The 16,723-nt window shown below is 64.8% G+C and carries 18 protein-coding genes and 1 pseudogene; 15 read left to right on the plus strand and 4 right to left on the minus strand.

Translation table 11 applies throughout. The features are described from left to right. The gene (locus tag ACZ5R1_RS07900) at nt 1-960 is read right to left on the minus strand and encodes an AAA family ATPase (protein WP_007160342.1); all 960 of its coding nucleotides are present in this window, start codon (nt 958-960) and stop codon (nt 1-3) included. A gap of 317 nt (nt 961-1,277) precedes the next feature. Here ACZ5R1_RS07900 and ACZ5R1_RS07905 point away from each other — a divergent pair, with 317 nt between their 5' ends. After that, nucleotides 1,278-3,368 (plus strand): LTA synthase family protein, encoded by a 2,091-nt coding sequence (locus ACZ5R1_RS07905; protein WP_464713004.1) that lies wholly within the window; start codon nt 1,278-1,280, stop codon nt 3,366-3,368. A 58-nt stretch (nt 3,369-3,426) separates the two neighbouring features. On the opposite strand, the gene ACZ5R1_RS07910 is transcribed toward ACZ5R1_RS07905, so the two are convergent. The 3 genes and pseudogenes from ACZ5R1_RS07910 to ACZ5R1_RS07920 all read right to left on the minus strand — a co-directional run bounded on the left by ACZ5R1_RS07910 (nt 3,427) and on the right by ACZ5R1_RS07920 (nt 4,708). Then, on the minus strand, nt 3,427-3,642 hold the full coding sequence (locus tag ACZ5R1_RS07910; RefSeq protein WP_160923550.1) for a cold shock domain-containing protein: 216 nt from the start codon (nt 3,640-3,642) through the stop codon (nt 3,427-3,429). A 168-nt stretch (nt 3,643-3,810) separates the two neighbouring features. After that, nucleotides 3,811-4,044: pseudogene (locus tag ACZ5R1_RS07915) on the minus strand (cold shock domain-containing protein membrane protein); the annotation flags it as partial. Nucleotides 4,045-4,237: 193 nt separating this feature from the next. Next, a complete protein-coding gene (locus ACZ5R1_RS07920; protein WP_007160339.1) occupies nt 4,238-4,708 on the minus strand; it encodes a Dps family protein in 471 nt (156 codons plus the stop codon). A 211-nt stretch (nt 4,709-4,919) separates the two neighbouring features. On the opposite strand from ACZ5R1_RS07920, the gene aspS reads away from it, so the two are divergent. From aspS to queC, 14 genes are all read left to right on the plus strand, one after another. Further along, complete coding sequence (gene aspS, locus ACZ5R1_RS07925) at nt 4,920-6,695, plus strand: aspartate--tRNA ligase (protein ID WP_144948955.1); 1,776 nt, start codon at nt 4,920-4,922, stop codon at nt 6,693-6,695. 104 nt (nt 6,696-6,799) lie between these two features. Next, nucleotides 6,800-7,546 carry a YebC/PmpR family DNA-binding transcriptional regulator gene (locus ACZ5R1_RS07930; RefSeq protein ID WP_464713005.1) on the plus strand — a complete coding sequence of 249 codons (747 nt, stop codon included), beginning with the start codon at nt 6,800-6,802 and terminating at the stop codon, nt 7,544-7,546. After that, complete coding sequence (ruvC, locus tag ACZ5R1_RS07935; RefSeq protein ID WP_007160336.1) at nt 7,546-8,106, plus strand: crossover junction endodeoxyribonuclease RuvC; 561 nt, start codon at nt 7,546-7,548, stop codon at nt 8,104-8,106. The genes ACZ5R1_RS07930 and ruvC overlap by 1 nt, the downstream gene beginning before the upstream one ends. 46 nt (nt 8,107-8,152) lie before the next feature. Continuing rightward, complete coding sequence (gene ruvA, locus ACZ5R1_RS07940; RefSeq protein ID WP_007160335.1) at nt 8,153-8,755, plus strand: Holliday junction branch migration protein RuvA; 603 nt, start codon at nt 8,153-8,155, stop codon at nt 8,753-8,755. Nucleotides 8,756-8,759: 4 nt separating this feature from the next. Beyond that, a complete protein-coding gene (ruvB, locus tag ACZ5R1_RS07945) occupies nt 8,760-9,812 on the plus strand; it encodes a Holliday junction branch migration DNA helicase RuvB (protein ID WP_007160334.1) in 1,053 nt (350 codons plus the stop codon). Nucleotides 9,813-9,863: 51 nt separating this feature from the next. After that, the gene (ybgC, locus tag ACZ5R1_RS07950) at nt 9,864-10,313 is read left to right on the plus strand and encodes a tol-pal system-associated acyl-CoA thioesterase (RefSeq protein WP_027601708.1); all 450 of its coding nucleotides are present in this window, start codon (nt 9,864-9,866) and stop codon (nt 10,311-10,313) included. A 2-nt stretch (nt 10,314-10,315) separates the two neighbouring features. Further along, complete coding sequence (gene tolQ, locus ACZ5R1_RS07955; protein ID WP_007160332.1) at nt 10,316-11,008, plus strand: protein TolQ; 693 nt, start codon at nt 10,316-10,318, stop codon at nt 11,006-11,008. A gap of 11 nt (nt 11,009-11,019) precedes the next feature. Beyond that, nucleotides 11,020-11,466 carry a protein TolR gene (gene tolR / locus ACZ5R1_RS07960; RefSeq protein WP_007160331.1) on the plus strand — a complete coding sequence of 149 codons (447 nt, stop codon included), beginning with the start codon at nt 11,020-11,022 and terminating at the stop codon, nt 11,464-11,466. Beyond that, nucleotides 11,466-12,569, plus strand: coding sequence for a cell envelope integrity protein TolA (tolA, locus tag ACZ5R1_RS07965; protein WP_464713270.1), 1,104 nt, complete (start codon nt 11,466-11,468; stop codon nt 12,567-12,569). The genes tolR and tolA overlap by 1 nt, the downstream gene beginning before the upstream one ends. After that, nucleotides 12,566-13,864 (plus strand): Tol-Pal system beta propeller repeat protein TolB, encoded by a 1,299-nt coding sequence (tolB, locus tag ACZ5R1_RS07970; RefSeq protein WP_027597944.1) that lies wholly within the window; start codon nt 12,566-12,568, stop codon nt 13,862-13,864. The genes tolA and tolB overlap by 4 nt, the downstream gene beginning before the upstream one ends. A 59-nt stretch (nt 13,865-13,923) precedes the next feature. Then, nucleotides 13,924-14,445, plus strand: a complete 522-nt coding sequence (gene pal, locus ACZ5R1_RS07975; RefSeq protein WP_007160328.1) for a peptidoglycan-associated lipoprotein Pal — start codon at nt 13,924-13,926, stop codon at nt 14,443-14,445. A gap of 6 nt (nt 14,446-14,451) precedes the next feature. Then, complete coding sequence (ybgF, locus tag ACZ5R1_RS07980) at nt 14,452-15,279, plus strand: tol-pal system protein YbgF (protein WP_042133036.1); 828 nt, start codon at nt 14,452-14,454, stop codon at nt 15,277-15,279. A gap of 71 nt (nt 15,280-15,350) precedes the next feature. After that, nucleotides 15,351-16,001, plus strand: coding sequence for a 7-carboxy-7-deazaguanine synthase QueE (gene queE, locus ACZ5R1_RS07985; protein ID WP_039975761.1), 651 nt, complete (start codon nt 15,351-15,353; stop codon nt 15,999-16,001). Between the two features lie 2 nt (nt 16,002-16,003). Further along, nucleotides 16,004-16,678 carry a 7-cyano-7-deazaguanine synthase QueC gene (queC, locus tag ACZ5R1_RS07990; protein ID WP_042133038.1) on the plus strand — a complete coding sequence of 225 codons (675 nt, stop codon included), beginning with the start codon at nt 16,004-16,006 and terminating at the stop codon, nt 16,676-16,678. Nucleotides 16,679-16,723: the final 45 nt, after the last annotated feature.

Genomic DNA, 16,723 nt, shown 5'->3' on the forward strand with positions numbered 1-16,723 from the left:
TCAGGCCACGGCCACCAGATCGAGGATGCGCTGCACCACCCGGTCGTGGTCGATGCCGGCAGCTTCCGCCTCGAAGGACAGGATGATGCGATGGCGCAGGACGTCGAAGACCACCGCCTGGATGTCCTCCGGGCTGACGAAGTCCCGCCCGGCCAGCCAGGCGTGGGCGCGGGCGCAGCGATCCAGGGCGATGGAACCGCGCGGACTGGCGCCGTAGGTGATCCAGTGCGCCAGGTCCTGATCGAAGCGCCCCGGGGTGCGGGTCGCCATGATCAGCTGGACCAGGTATTCCTCCACGGCGTCGGCCATGTACAGCCCGAGCACCTCGCGCCGGGCCGCATTGATCGCCGCCTGGGTGACCCGCTCGGTCGGCAGGGTCTCGCCGTCCAGGGCTTCGCCACGGGCCTGGGCGAGGATGCGGCGTTCCACCGAGGCGTCGGGGTAGCCGATCTTGACGTGCATCAGGAAGCGGTCGAGCTGGGCCTCGGGCAGGGGATAGGTGCCTTCCTGCTCGATGGGATTCTGGGTGGCCATCACCAGGAAGAGGTCGGGCAGGGCATAGGAGGTGCGACCGATGCTCACCTGGCGTTCGGCCATGGCTTCCAGCAGCGCGGATTGCACCTTGGCCGGCGCCCGGTTGATCTCGTCGGCCAGCACCAGGTTGTGGAAGATCGGCCCCTGCTGGAAGGAGAAGGTCGCCGTGTCGGGGCGATAGATTTCGGTGCCGGTGATGTCGGCCGGCAGCAGGTCGGGGGTGAACTGGATGCGGTGGAAATCCGCTTCCAGGCCTTCCGCCAGGTCCTTGATGGCCTTGGTCTTGGCCAGCCCGGGGGCGCCTTCCACCAGCAGATGACCGTCCGCCAGCACCGCGATGAGCAGACGCTCCACCAGGGTTTCCTGGCCAAGGATCTGGCTGGTGAGGTAGGTGCGAAGCACCTGCAGAGCGTCACGGTGAGCCATGGGGCATCCTGAATACGGCGCTGGAGCGGTCGAGGGTGCTGGATTTTACTGCAAGCGGCGGCTGCCGCCCATGCCTGCGCTGACGTCGCATCCAGAGCAGTCCTTGACGAAATTTTGACGAGCTCCTGCTCAGGCTGGGCGCTGGTCGGCGCGGCGGAGGTCTCGCTTCGCCCACGTCGCGCAGCCCAGGACTGGCGTGATCGCGCCGGATGGTTAAACTCCCACGCCTGCCGACCGCGCCCGAGGCCTCTGCGTGGCCGATCCCGAGCCGCTGGCCACGCGCCGCGAATCCCTGCTGCTTTTGACAAGGTGTTTTCATGTCGCAAACGGAAGTCCCCCACACCCCGCGCACCGCTGGCATCCGCCCGCTGCCGACGCTGGGCAGCCACCTCAGCTTCGTGGTGGGTTGCGCCCTGGCGCTGATGGTCATGTTCACCCTGCTGCGCTTGGCGCTGCTGGGCTACAACACCGATCTGATCGGCGACTCGCCCTTCGCTACCTTTGCCGAGGCCTTCTTCAACGGCGCCCGCTTCGACCTGCGCCTGGTGGTCTATATCTGCGTGCCCTCGCTGCTCTGCCTGCTCAGCGCCAGAGCCATGGCCGCCCGCCGCCTGCAGGCCGGCTGGTTCACCCTGGCCGCCAGCCTCTGCCTGCTGCTGGGCGTCGGCGAGCTGAACTTCTACCGTGAATTCCACCAGCGCCTGAACAGCCTGGTGTTCCAGTACATGCAGGAAGACCTGCACACCGTCACCAGCATGATCTGGAACGGCTTCCCGGTGCTGCGCCTGCTCCTGGCCTGGGCCGTGGCGACCCTGCTGCTGGGCCTGGTGTTCTTTGGCGTGGAGCGAGCCACCCGCCGGTATGCCGCGGCGCGACCGGCCGCCTGGTATCGCCGGGGCGCGGTGTTTCTGCTCTGCCTGGTGGTGGCCGTCATCGCTGCCCGCGGCACCCTGAGATCCGGGCCGCCGCTGCGCTGGGGCGACGCCTACACCACCGATTCCATGTTCGCCAACCACCTCGGTCTGAACGGCACCCTGACCCTGATCAATGCCGCCGAGAACAGCTTCTCCGACCATCGCGACAACAGCTGGAAGGCCACCATGCCGGCCGCCGACGCCCTGGCGGTGACCCGGCAACTGCTGCTGACCCCGCGTGACGAGCTGATCGACGCCGACAAGGCCGCCATCCGCCGGATCTACACCCCGCCCACCGACGGCCAGTTGCCCAAGGTGCGCAACGTCGTGGTGATCCTCATGGAAAGCATGGCCGGTCGCTACATCGGCGCCCTCGGCAACGAAGACGGCATCACCCCGAACTTCGACGCCCTGGCCAAGCAGGGCACCCTGTTCACCCGCTTCTTCTCCAACGGCACCCATACCCACCAGGGCATGTTCGCCACCATGGCCTGCTTCCCCAACCTGCCGGCCTTCGAGTACCTGATGCGCATGCCCGAGGGCGCGCACCAGTTCTCCGGTCTGCCGCAACTGCTCAGCACCCGCGGCTTCGACGACGTCTACGTCTACAACGGCAACTTCCAGTGGGACAACCAGTCCGGCTTCTTCAGCAACCAGGGCATGACCCGCTTCGTCGGCCGCGAGGACTTCGTGAATCCGGTGTTCATGGATCCGACCTGGGGCGTTTCCGACCAGGACATGTTCGACCGCTCGGTGCAGGAGCTGGACAAGCTGGCCAAGGCGCCGGACGGCAAGCCCTTCTATGCGCTGCTGCAGACCCTGTCCAACCACACCCCCTATGCGCTGCCCAAGGACCTGCCGGTCACCCCGGTCACCGGTCACGGCTCGCTCGACGAACACCTCACCGCCATGCGCTACGCTGACTGGTCGCTGGGTCAGTTCTTCGCCAAGGTCAAGAACGAGCCCTGGTACCAGGACACCCTGTTCGTCATCGTCGGTGACCACGGCTTCGGCAACAACGAGCAGATCACCGAGATGGACCTGTCGCGCTTCAACGTACCGCTCCTGCTGATCGGTCCGGGCGTGCAGGAAACCTTTGGCGCCCGTCGTGACACCGTGGGTAGCCAGATCGACGTGGTGCCCACGGTGCTGGCCCGCTTCGGCAAGCCGACCCAGCACCAGTGCTGGGGCCGTGATCTGCTGGGTCTGCCCCAGGGCGATCCGGGCGTGGCGGTGATCAAGCCGTCGGGCAGCGACCAGACCGTGGCCCTGGTCACCGGCGATCGCATCCTGGTCAAGCCGCGCGACCGCGACGCCGTGCTCTATCGCTATCACCTGGGCACCCAGGCCGGTGGCGAGGTGCTCAAGGGCGACGCCAGCGCGCCCGAGCTGCAGAAGCGCCTGGAGGCCTTCATCCAGACCGCGACCGCCAGCCTGCTCGGCAACACCACCGGCATGACCGACAGCAAGGCCGCGGCCGCCCAGCGGCAGTAGTCTCGTCGCCCATGAAAAAGGCCGCCCGAGGGCGGCCTTTCTTTTTTGCCGGCAGCGATCAGGCCGCGATGACCACGTCTTCGGCCTGCAGGCCCTTGTCGCGCTGGATCACCGAGAATTCCACGCGCTGGCCTTCCATCAGCACCCGATGACCTTCGCCACGGATCGCGCGGAAGTGCACGAAGATGTCGTCGCCGGTGTCGCGGGAGATGAAGCCGAAGCCCTTGGAGGTGTTGAACCACTTCACCGTGCCGCGCTCGCGGTCATCGGCCAGCGGACGGGCCGGAGCGGCGGCGGCAGGGGCGGGACGCGCCGCCTGACGCGGACGAACCTCGCTGTCGGCCACCGCGGCGTTGCCCGCCGGGGCACGAAACTTTTCCGGCAGGCTGGCCAGGGCGGCGACCAGGGTCAGCCCCAGCGGCAGCAATTCGGCCGGCAGGCCGCCGATCTGCTCGAGGGGCGCCAGCAGGATAAAGGTCTGGGCCACCACGGCGATCACCAGCAGGGCGCTGGCGAGTTTCTGGGCACCGCTGCTGCGGCTGCGGGAGAAAGGCGTGAAGAGGAGGGTGGCAAGACCCAGCAGGGCCAGATGGATGGACTCGGGTTGATCGAAGGACGAGGTGTCGGACTGCAGTCCGGGAATTGCCGATAACAGAAGCGCAGCAGCGCCCACCACGACATGGACAGTAGATAACGTGTTCAATGTGAAATCACCTTGGGATAGAGAACACGGGTCTGCCGAAACTGCCGGAGCGGTGCCCGACAGCGGAGTGACCCGGCGCGAAAAGCGCGTCCTTATTTAACCCAAAAGGTGAGGGCCGCTCAATCGTGGCACCGTCGCGGGCCGCGGCCCGCGACGGCAGCCGGAGCTAGGCGGCGAGCAGGCTGCGCAGCATCCAGGCGGTCTTCTCGTGGGTCTGCATGCGCTGGGTCAGCAGATCGGCGGTGGGCTCGTCGCTGACCTTGTCCAGCAACGGGAAGATGCCCCGCGCAGTCCGCACCACGGCTTCCTGACCCTGCACCAGCAGGCGGATCATGTCCTGGGCGTCCGGCACCCCTTCCTCTTCCTTGATGCTCGACAGGCGGGCATAGGCGGCGTAGGTACCCGGCGCCGGGAAACCCAGGGCGCGGATGCGCTCGGCGATGTCGTCCACCGCCACGGCCAGCTCGGTGTACTGGGTCTCGAACATCAGGTGCAGGGTGTTGAACATCGGCCCGGTCACGTTCCAGTGGAAGTTGTGGGTCTTCAGATACAGGGTGTAGGTGTCGGCCAGGAGGCGCGACAGGCCCTCGGCGATCTGGGCACGATCCTGTTCGGCGATTCCGATGTTGATTTCCATGCTGACGGCTCCTGTGCGTCGGTTGCGAAGGGCTCCGAGGCTATCACAGAACCGCTGGCCGTTTAGCCAGTGTTCGCACGTCGAGCTGCGTGCCCGGCTACGGTAAAATCGTGACGGATGATATAGAATCTCCCGTTCAGTCGAGCGCCCGGTCTTGCCGGCCCGGCGCCTCCACGCATTCAGCCTGTTCTAGAGAAGCGAAACCACGACCATGATGCGCAGCCACTATTGCGGCCAGTTGAACGAGAGCCTGGACGGCCAGGAAATCACCCTCTGCGGTTGGGTCCACCGCCGCCGTGACCACGGCGGGGTCATCTTCCTCGACATCCGCGATCGCGAAGGCCTGGCCCAGGTGGTGTTCGATCCGGATCGCGCCGAAACCTTCGCCAAGGCCGACCGCGTGCGCAGCGAGTACGTCGTCAAGCTCACCGGCAAGGTGCGCCTGCGTCCCGAAGGCGCGCGCAACGCCAACATGGCCTCCGGCGCCATCGAGGTGCTGGGCTACGAGCTGGAAGTGCTCAACGAGGCGGAAACCCCGCCGTTCCCGCTCAACGAATACACCGATGTCGGCGAAGAGACCCGCCTGCGCTATCGCTTCATCGATCTGCGCCGTCCGGAGATGGCCGAGAAGCTGAAGCTGCGTTCGCGCATCACCTCCAGCATCCGCCGCTACCTGGACGAGAACGGTTTCCTCGACGTGGAAACCCCGATCCTGACCCGGGCCACTCCCGAGGGTGCCCGCGACTACCTGGTGCCCAGCCGCACCCACCCCGGCAGCTTCTTCGCCCTGCCGCAGTCGCCCCAGCTGTTCAAGCAGTTGCTGATGGTCGCCGGCTTCGATCGCTACTACCAGATCGCCAAGTGCTTCCGCGACGAAGACCTGCGGGCCGACCGCCAGCCGGAATTCACCCAGATCGACATCGAGACCAGCTTCCTCGATGAAAAAGACATCATGGACATCACCGAGACCATGGTGCGCAACCTGTTCAAGGAAGTCCTGGACGTCGAGTTCGGCGACCTGCCGCACATGACCCTGGCCGAGGCCATGCGTCGCTTCGGTTCCGACAAGCCGGACCTGCGCATCCCGCTGGAACTGGTGGACGTGGAAGACCAGCTCAAGGACGTCGACTTCAAGGTCTTCGCCGGTCCGGCCAACGATCCCAAGTGCCGCGTCGCCGCCCTGCGCGTACCGGGCGGGGCGAGCATGCCGCGCAAGCAGATCGACGACTACACCAAGTTCGTCGGCATCTACGGTGCCAAGGGCCTGGCCTACATCAAGGTCAACGAGCGCGCCGCCGGCGTCGAGGGCCTGCAGTCGCCCATCGTCAAGAACATCCCCCTGGACAACATCAACGTCATCCTCGACCGCGTCGGCGCGGTGGATGGCGACATCGTGTTCTTTGGCGCGGACAAGACCAAGATCGTTTCCGAGGCCCTGGGCGCGCTGCGCATCAAGCTCGGTCACGACCTCAATCTGCTGACCTGCCAGTGGGCGCCGCTGTGGGTGGTCGACTTCCCGATGTTCGAGGAAAACGACGATGGCAGCCTGACCGCCATGCACCACCCCTTCACCTCGCCCAAGTGCGGCCCGGACGAGCTCAAGGCCAACCCGGGTGCGGCGCTGTCGCGCGCCTACGACATGGTGCTCAACGGCACCGAGCTGGGCGGCGGTTCCATCCGCATCCACGACAAGAAGATGCAGCAGGCGGTGTTCGAGGTGCTGGGGATCAGCGCTGAGGAACAGGAAGAGAAGTTCGGCTTCCTGCTGGACGCCCTGAAGTTCGGCGCGCCACCCCATGGCGGCCTGGCCTTCGGCCTGGATCGCCTGGTGATGCTGATGACCGGCGCCTCGTCCATTCGTGAAGTCATCGCCTTCCCGAAGACCCAGAGCGCCGCCGACGTCATGACCCAGGCGCCCGGCGCCGTCGACGCCAAGGCGCTGCGCGAGCTGCACATCCGCCTGCGCGAGCAGCCCAAGGCGGAATAAGCCTTATCGGAGGAGGGCGCCCGGACGGGTGCCCGCCGTTTCCCTTTTCAGTGCGCCGCGGTCATCGCCGCGGCGCCGTCTTCGTCAAGACATTGGAGTAGCTTATGGCCGGTCATTCCAAATGGGCCAACATCAAGCATCGCAAAGAGCGTCAGGATGCCAAGAAGGGCAAGATCTTCACCAAGATCATCCGTGAGCTGACCGTGGCCGCGCGCCAGGGTGGCGGCGTTCCGGCCGACAACCCCCGCCTGCGCCTGGCGGTGGACAAGGCGCTGACCGCCAACATGACCCGCGACACCATCGACCGGGCCATCGCCCGGGGCGTGGGCGCCGGCGAAGGCGAGAACGTCGAGGAACTGACCTATGAAGGCTACGCCCCGAGCGGTGTCGCCATCATCGTCGAGGCCATGACCGACAACCGCAACCGCACCGCGGCCGAAGTCCGCCATGCCTTCAACAAGTGCGGTGGCAACCTGGGCACCGACGGTTCGGTGGCCTATCTGTTCGAGCGCAAGGGCCAGATCAGCTACGCCCCCGGCCTGGACGAGGACGCCCTGATGGAAGCCGCCCTGGAAGCGGGTGCCGACGACGTGGTCGCCAACGACGATGGCTCCATCGACGTCTTCACCAGCTTTTCCGACTTCATCGCCGTCAACGAAGCCCTGACCGCCGCCGGCTACAAGGCCGACGAAGCCGAGGTGACCATGATCCCCTCGACCTCCGCGACCCTGGATCTGGAAACCGCGCAGAAGGTGCTCAAGCTGATCGACATGCTCGAAGACCTGGACGACGTACAGAACGTCTACTCCAACGCCGACATCCCCGAGGATGTCATGGCGCAGCTCGGCTGATGTCCCTCTACGAGCGCCTGCCGCCCGATGCGCCCGGCACCCTGGTGCTGGGCATCGACCCGGGTTCGCGGCTGACCGGCTTTGGCGTGGTGCGCGACACCGGACGCGGCTGCGAGTACGTCGCCTCCGGCTGCATCCGGACCGGTAACGGTCCGTTGCCGGAGCGGCTGCAGATCGTCTACCGCGGCGTGCGCGACGTCATCGCCCAGTACGGACCGGTCACCATGGGCATCGAGCAGGTGTTCATGGCGCGCAACGCCGATTCGGCGCTCAAGCTGGGTCAGGCCCGGGGAGCGGCCATCGTCGCCGGCGCCGAAGGTGGTCTGGAGATTTCCGAATACACCGCGAGCCAGGTCAAGCAGGCCGTGGTCGGCAACGGTGGGGCGGACAAGCAGCAGGTGATGCTGATGGTCATGCACCTGCTGCGCCTGACCGAGAAACCCCAGATCGACGCCTCCGACGCCCTGGCCATCGCCCTGTGCCATGCCCACACCCGGCAGAGCCTGGTTCCCCATGGCCTGCTGGCGACCCGCCGCCGTGGCGGTCGCCTGCGTCTCTAGCGCCATCCGCTCTCTCATCTCGCTCCAACGTTAGGAAGGTATCCCAGTGATCGGTCGTCTACGTGGCACCCTGGCGGAAAAGCAGCCGCCCCATCTCCTGCTCGACGTGGGCGGAGTCGGCTACGAGGTCGAAGTGCCCATGACGACCCTTTATCGGCTGCCGGCCCAGGGCGAAGTCGTCACATTGCATACCCACCTCGTGGTACGGGAAGATGCGCACCTGCTCTATGGGTTCGGGGAAAAACGCGAGCGAGAGCTGTTTCGCGAGTTGATCCGACTCAATGGTGTCGGCCCCAAGCTGGCCCTGGCGTTGATGTCCAGTCTCGAGGTGGATGAATTGGTTCGCTGTGTGCAAGCCCAGGACACGGCCGCCCTGGTCAAGGTGCCCGGGGTGGGCAAGAAGACCGCCGAGCGTCTGCTGGTCGAGCTCAAGGACAGATTCAAGGCCTGGGAAAATCTGCCCGCCATCGCCCCCCTGGTCCTGCCGAACCAGGCCGCCGTCGCGGCCAGCGCCGAGGCCGACGCGGTCAGCGCCCTGGTCGCCCTGGGCTTCAAGCCCCAGGAAGCCAGCCGCGCCGTCGCCGCCGTGGAAGGGGAAGACCTTTCCAGCGAGGAACTCATCCGTCGCGCCCTGAAGGGCATGGTCTGATCCCATGATAGAAACCGATCGTCTCATCTCGGCCGGTGGCCGCGACCGCGAGGAAGTCCAGGATCGCGCCATTCGCCCGGTGCGGCTGGCGGACTACATCGGTCAGCCGGTGGTGCGCGACCAGATGGGCCTGTTCATCCAGGCGGCCAAGGGCAGGGGCGAGGCCCTCGACCACACCCTGATCTTTGGCCCGCCCGGTCTGGGCAAGACCACCCTGGCCAACATCATCGCCCAGGAAATGCGGGTGTCCCTGAAGAGCACCTCCGGTCCGGTACTGGAACGCCCGGGCGATCTCGCCGCGCTGCTGACCAACCTGGAAGCCGGCGATGTGCTCTTCATCGACGAGATCCATCGCCTCTCGCCCATCGTCGAGGAGGTCCTCTATCCGGCGATGGAGGACTACCAGCTCGACATCATGATCGGCGAAGGGCCGGCGGCGCGCTCCATCAAGCTGGATCTGCCGCCCTTCACCCTGGTCGGCGCGACCACCCGTGCCGGCATGCTGACCAATCCGCTGCGCGACCGCTTCGGGATCGTCCAGCGCCTGGAGTTCTACGGCACCGCGGACCTGGCCACCATCGTCACCCGCTCCGCCGGCATCCTCGGCCTCGCCATCGAAGCCGAGGGCGCGATGGAAATCGCCCGCCGCGCACGGGGCACGCCGCGAATCGCCAATCGCCTGCTGCGGCGGGTGCGCGACTTCGCCGAGGTGCGTGGGCAGGGCCATATCAGCCACGACATCGCCAGTCGCGCCCTCGACCTGCTGGACGTGGATGCCCAGGGCTTCGATCACCAGGATCGCCGGCTGCTGCTGACCATGATCGACAAGTTCGACGGCGGTCCGGTGGGCGTGGATAGCCTGGCGGCGGCCATCAGCGAAGAGCGTCACACCATCGAAGACGTGCTGGAACCCTATTTGATCCAGCAAGGCTATATCATGCGCACGCCGCGCGGGCGGGTGGTGACCCGGCATGCCTATCTGCACTTCGGACTTAACCTGCCGACGCGTCTGGCCCAGGGCGGTACGCCCGATCTGTTCGAGGTCAATGGTAACTAAATGCAGTTGCGAACATTTCTGATTGGCAACGGCGAGGCTAGGTTCTAGAGTATGCACGCGCAATCGCGGAGCCCGTCGCCGTCCGTCCTCAGGTGTCGTGTCTACTACGAAGATACCGATGCCGGCGGCATCGTCTATTACGTCAACTACCTCAAGTTCATGGAACGCGCCCGCACCGAGCGACTGCGCGCGCTGGGCTATGCCCAGTCCGAACTCGCCCGGGACGGTCTGCTCTTCGTCGTCCACAGCAGCGAAGCGCGCTACCATGCGCCCGCGCGGCTGGATGACGAGTTGCTGATCGGTGCCGAGGTGGTCGAAGCGAAGCGCGCCAGCCTCAGGTTTCACCAGGAGGTCCGGCGTGCTAAGGACGATGTCCTGCTCTGCGAAGGGTGGGTAACGGTCGCCTGCGTGCGTGCTGACAGCTTCAGGCCGAGGGCCATGCCCGAAGCCATGCGAACGGTTCTTGCCGGAAGTCCGGCGTCAATTCAATCAGGAGATTAAGCGTGCAACCCAACGTCGACCATACGTCCATGTGGAGCCTCATCGCCAACGCCAGTCTGGTGGTGCAACTGGTGATGCTCATCCTGGTCGCAGCCTCTGTCACGTCCTGGATCATGATCATCCAGCGTGGCAACGCCATGCGCGCCGCCAAGCGTTCCCTGGATGCCTTCGAAGAGAAATTCTGGTCGGGCATCGATCTGTCCAAGCTGTACCGCCAGGCTGGCAGCAACCCCGATCCGGATTCCGGCGTCGAGCAGATCTTCCGCGCCGGTTTCAAGGAATTCTCCCGTCTGCGTCAGCAGCCCGGCGTGGATCCCGATGCGGTCATGGAAGGTGTCTCCCGCGCCATGCGCGTGGCCATCTCCCGCGAGGAAGAAAAGCTCGAACAGGCCCTGCCGTTCCTGGCCACCGTCGGCTCCACCAGCCCCTACGTGGGTCTGTTCGGTACCGTCTGGGGCATCATGAACTCCTTCCGCGGCCTGTCCACCGCCCAGCAGGCGACCCTGGCCACCGTGGCACCCGGCATCGCCGAAGCCCTGATCGCTACCGCCATCGGTCTGTTCGCCGCCATTCCTGCCGTCGTGGCCTACAACCGTTTCGCCGCCCGCTCGGAAATGCTGATCAACCGCTACTACACCTTTGCGGATGAATTCCAGGCCATCCTGCACCGCAAAGTCCACACCAGCGACGAATAAAGAGGTATCCCATGGTCCCTCGCCGCCAGAAACGCAAGCCCGTCGCCGAGATGAACGTGGTGCCCTACATCGACGTGATGTTGGTGCTCCTCGTCATCTTCATGGTGACGGCGCCCATGCTCAACCAGGGCGTCAAGGTCGACCTGCCCAAGGTCGACAGCCAGGCCCTGCCGCAGGACAACGACAAGCAGATCCTCACCGTCTCGGTGAAAGCCGACGGTACCTACTACTGGAACGTCGGTTCCGAGGTGGATACCGATCAGAAGGCCAAGTCCTCCACCGCGGTGTCCCTGCCGCAACTGAGTCAGCAGGTCGGTGCCATCATGCGTCAGCGTGCGGACACCCAGGTGTTCATCCGCGGTGACAAGGCCGCCAACTATGGCGTCGTCGCCGGCGCCATGGGTGCCTTGCAACAGGCCGGCGTCCCCAACGTCGGGTTGATTACCGAGGCGCCTTGATGCGACACCGCGAGCGTTCGTCGTCCGAAAGTTATTTCTGGCCGGTCATCTGGGCAGTCGCCCTGCATGTGCTGATCTTCGGCCTGCTGTTTGTCAGCTTCGCCTTCACCCCTGAATTGCCCCAGTCGCGTCCGGTCGTCCAGGCGACCCTGGTCCAGCTCAAATCCAAGAGTTCGGCGCAGGTGCAGACCGAGCAGAAACTGGCGGGGGAGGCGAAGAAGACCGCGGCCAAGCAGTACGAGCAGGAACAACTGGAGCAGCGTCGTCAGCAACAGGAAGCCCAGCGTGAAGCGGCGGCGGCCAAGGCGGCTCAGCAACAGAAGGAAGCCCAGCAACAGGCCGTGGAACAAAAGAAAGCCGACGATGCTCGAAAGGCGCAGCAAGCGGAAGCGGCGGCCAAGGCCGCCGAAGCCAAGGCTGAGGCCGAGAAACAGTCCGAGGCCGCCAAGGCGGCTGCGGAAGCCAAGCAGGCCGCCGAGCAGAAGAAGCAGGCGGACATCGCCAAGAAGAAGGCTGACGAAGCCGCCAAGCAGAAAGCGGCTGAGGAAGCCGCGAAGAAGGCTGCGGCAGAGGCAGCCAAGCAGAAGTCGGCCGAAGAAGCCAAGCAGAAGGCTGCAGCCGAGGCGGCCAAGAAAGAGGCTGCTGCGGAGGCCGCCAAGAAGAAAGCGGCGGACGACGCCAAGAAGAAGGCTGCCCAGGCGGCTGCGCGCAAGGCAGCGGAAGACAAGAAGGCGCAGGCCCTCGCCGAGTTGTTGTCCGATGATACCCAGCGGCAGCAGGCCCTGGCCGAAGAGCAGGGCGACGAGGTGGCATCGAGTTTCGATGACCTGATCGTTCGGCTGGTCAGCGAGCAGTGGACGCGTCCGCAGTCGGCGCGCAACGGCATGAGCGTCGAGGTGCAGATCAACATGCTGCCGGACGGCACCATCACCAGCGCGACGGTGACCCGCTCCAGTGGCAACAAGGAATTCGATAATTCAGCGGTATCGGCCGTGCGTAACGTCGGTCGTATCCGTGAGCTGCAGCAGCTGGATCGCAAGACCTTCGATCAGCTGTACCGTCAGCGCCGCATGATCTTCAAACCGGAGGACTTGAGTCTGTGAACACCCTGATCCGTTACATCCTGCTGGGCCTGGTCCTGGTGGTGGGCTCCGCCCAGGCGGCCGATCCGCTGGTGATTTCCAGCGGTAGTGATCGCGCCATCCCGATCGCCGTCGTGCCCTTCGGGTGGCAGGGTGGTCAGCCACTGCCGGAAGACCTGGCCAACATCGTCAGCGACGACCTGCGCAATTCCGGGGTGTTCTCGCCGATTCCGCGCCAGAACATGCTGAGCCAGCCGAGCCAGGCCAGCGAAGTCATCTTCCGTGACTGGAAGGCCCTGGGTGCCAACTACGTGCTGGTGGGCAACATCGTGCCCAATGGCGGTCGGCTGCAGATCAACTACGCCCTGTTCAACGTTTCCACCGAACAGCAGGTCCTGACCGGCAACGTCGGCGGCGGCACCGATCAGCTGCGCGACATGGCCCACTTCATCTCCGACCAGGCCTATGAAAAGCTGACTGGTGTGAAGGGTGCCTTCTCGACGCGCATCCTCTATGTGACCGCCGAGCGCTTCTCCGCCACCAACACCCGTTACACCCTGCAGCGCGCCGACTATGACGGTGCCCGTGCCGTTACCCTGCTGCAGTCACGCGAGCCGATCCTGTCGCCGCGTTTCGCGCCGGATGGCAAGCGCATCGCCTATGTCTCCTTCGAACAGCAGCGCCCGCGCATCTTCATGCAGTACATCGACACCGGTCGCCGCGAGCAGCTGACCAACTTCGAAGGCCTGAATGGCGCGCCGGCGTTTTCGCCCGACGGCAATCGCCTGGCCTTCGTACTGTCCAAGGACGGCAACCCCGAGATCTATGTGATGGACCTCGGCTCGCGTGCCATTCGTCGTGTGACGAATGACTCGGCCATCGATACCGAGCCCTTCTGGGGCAAGGATGGCCAGACCATCTATTTCACCTCCGACCGTTCCGGCAAGCCGCAGATCTACAAGACCAACGCCAATGGCGGGGGTGCTGAGCGCGTGACTTTCGTCGGTAACTACAACGCCAACCCGAAACTTTCGGCGGATGAAAAGACGCTGGTCATGGTGCATCGCCAGGAAGGTTTCACCAACTTCCAGATCGCTGCGCAAGACCTCCAACGCGGCTCTGTGCGGGTACTTTCCAACACCAGCCTCAACGACTCGCCCACTGTTGCGCCCAATGGCACCATGCTAATCTACGCCACCCGCCAGCAGGACCGAGGCGTCCTGATGCTTGTCTCCATCAATGGTCGCGTCCGGATTCCTATTCCCACCGCCCAGGGTGACGTGCGCGAGCCTTCCTGGTCTCCTTACCTGAACTGACGGCTAATTAGAAAAGTCCTTAGTTACACCAACATTGCGGTTCTTTTAGGAGTTACATGATGGAAATGCTGAAATTCGGCAAGTTCGCTGCACTGGCTCTGGCCATGGCCGTGGCCGTGGGCTGTTCCTCCAAGGGCGGCGACGCCTCCGGTGAAGGCGCTGGTGCTGGCGCTGGCGCCGGTGCTGTCGACCCGAACGCTGGCTACGGCGCCAACTCGGGTGCCGTTGACGGCAGCATGGGCGACGAAGCCGCTCTGCGCGCCATCACCACCTTCTACTTCGAGTACGACAGCTCCGATCTGAAGCCGGAAGCCATGCGCGCTCTGGACGTTCACGCTCGTGACCTGAAGGCCAGCGGCCAGCGCGTCGTTCTGGAAGGCAACACCGACGAACGCGGTACCCGCGAGTACAACCTGGCTCTGGGCGAGCGTCGTGCCAAGGCCGTTCAGCGCTACCTGGTGCTGCAGGGCGTGTCCCCGGCTCAGCTGGAGCTGGTTTCCTACGGTAAAGAGCGTCCGGTTGCCGTCGGTCACGACGAAGCTTCCTGGGCTCAGAACCGTCGCGTCGAGCTGAAGAAGTAATAAACGATGTCCAAGCGCCTGCAGTTCTTGATCGCCCTGACCCTTGGTGTACCGGTTGTCGCCGGGGCTCAGGTTCCCGTACAGGATGGTAGTTATGGCGTTGCCCAGTCCGCTGGGCAAGGTTATGGCAACGCAGGCGCGGCCAGTGCCGGAAACGGGGCTCCCGTTTCCGGCATGGGTCAACTGTTCATGCAGTTGCAACAGATGCAGGACGATATTGCGCGCCTGCGTGGCCAGGTCGAGGTTCAGGAAAACGAGATCCGCCAGCTCAAGCAGGAAGGATTGGATCGTTACCAGGATCTGGATGGCCGTATTTCCCAGCTTTCTTCCGCGCCTGCCAATGCGGGCGCCGGAGCCGCTGCCGGTGCTGCCCAGGGTGGTGCCATCGCGGCCAACAATGCGCCGACGCCGCCTGCTTCCGCAGGGGCACCGGCCGCCAGCAGTGAACCGGGCGATCCGGCGAAGGAAAAGCTGTACTACGACGCTGCCTTCGATCTGATCAAGGCCAAGGATTTCGACAAGGCCAGCCAGGCATTCAATGCCTTCCTGCGCAAGTATCCCAATAGCCAGTATGCGGGCAACGCCCAGTACTGGCTGGGTGAAGTGAATCTGGCCAAGGGCGATCTGCAGGCTGCTGGCCAGGCCTTCGCCAAGGTCAGTCAGGCCTATCCCACCAGCAACAAGGTGCCGGATTCGTTGTACAAACTGGGTGGCGTCGAGCAGAAGCTCGGCCGCACCGATCGGGCCAAGGGCATGTACCAGCAGGTCATCAGCCAATATCCCGGAACCTCCGCTGCGCAACTGGCGCAGCGGGATCTGAAAAGCCTGCCCTAGCGCAGGCTTTTTTCTTCTATCTATCGCAACGGAGGCGGATGGCCTGTGTAGCCGTCACGCCCGTGGCTTCCATGCAAAAAGATACCCTACGTCTTACCGAGATTTTCTATTCGCTCCAGGGTGAAGCCCGCACCGCCGGTCTTCCTACCGTCTTCGTCCGGCTCACCGGCTGCCCGCTGCGCTGTCACTATTGCGACACGGCCTATGCCTTCACCGGCGGCGAGATCCATCACCTCGATGCCATCCTGGAGCAGGTCGCGAGCTACCGCCCGCGGCACATCTGCGTGACCGGCGGCGAGCCGCTGGCCCAGCCCAACTGCCTCAAGCTGCTCGAGCAGCTGTGCGACGCCGGCTACGAGGTGTCGCTGGAAACCAGTGGCGCCCTGGATGTCAGTGGCGTGGACGGGCGTGTCAGCAAGGTCGTCGACCTCAAGACGCCGGGCTCGGGGGAGGTGGGGCGCAACCTGTACGCCAACCTCGACCACCTGACGCCCAACGATCAGGTCAAGTTCGTCATCTGCTCCCGCGAGGACTATGACTGGGCCGTCTCCAAGCTGATCGAGTATCGCCTGGAGCAACGGGCGGGCGAGGTGCTGTTCTCGCCCAGCCATGGCCAGGTGGTGCCGCGTGAGCTGGCGGAGTGGATCGTGGCGGACAACCTGCCGGTGCGCTTCCAGCTGCAGCTGCACAAGATTCTCTGGAACGACGAACCGGGACACTGAGCATGAGTCAGCCTAAAGCGGTCATCCTTCTTTCCGGCGGCCTGGATTCCGCCACCATCGTCGCCATGGCCAAGGCCCAGGGCTTCGCCTGCTACACCATGAGCTTCGACTACGGCCAGCGCCATCGCGCCGAGTTGCAAGCCGCCGAACGCGTGGCGCGCCAGCTGGGCGTCGTCGAGCACAAGGTGATCGGCCTGGATCTCAATGGCATCGGTGGCTCGGCGCTCACCGACCCGGACATCGCCGTCCCGGAGACCCCGGGCGAGGGCATCCCGGTCACCTACGTGCCGGCACGCAATACCGTGTTCCTGTCCCTGGCCCTGGGCTGGGCCGAGGTGCTCGGTGCCCGTCATCTCTTCATCGGGGTGAATGCGGTGGACTACTCCGGCTATCCGGATTGCCGGCCGGAGTTCGTCGAAGCCTTCGAGCGCCTGGCCAATCTCGCCACCAAGGCCGGTGTGGAAGGGGATACCTTCAAGATCGAGGCCCCGCTGCAGTTCCTTTCCAAGGCGCAGATCGTCCAGGCTGGCAGCCAGCTGGGCGTCGACTATGCCCTGACCGTCTCCTGCTACCAGGCCGACGATGAAGGCCAGGCCTGCGGTCGCTGCGACAGCTGCCGCCTGCGCGCCGAAGGCTTCAAGGCGGCGGGAATTTCCGACCCTACGCGCTACCAGTAAAAAATTTCATCTAGGGTGTTGATTCTCCTGAGAAAATCGCTAGAA

The sequence above is a fragment of the Pseudomonas sp. Pso3 genome (genome assembly GCF_055393275.1).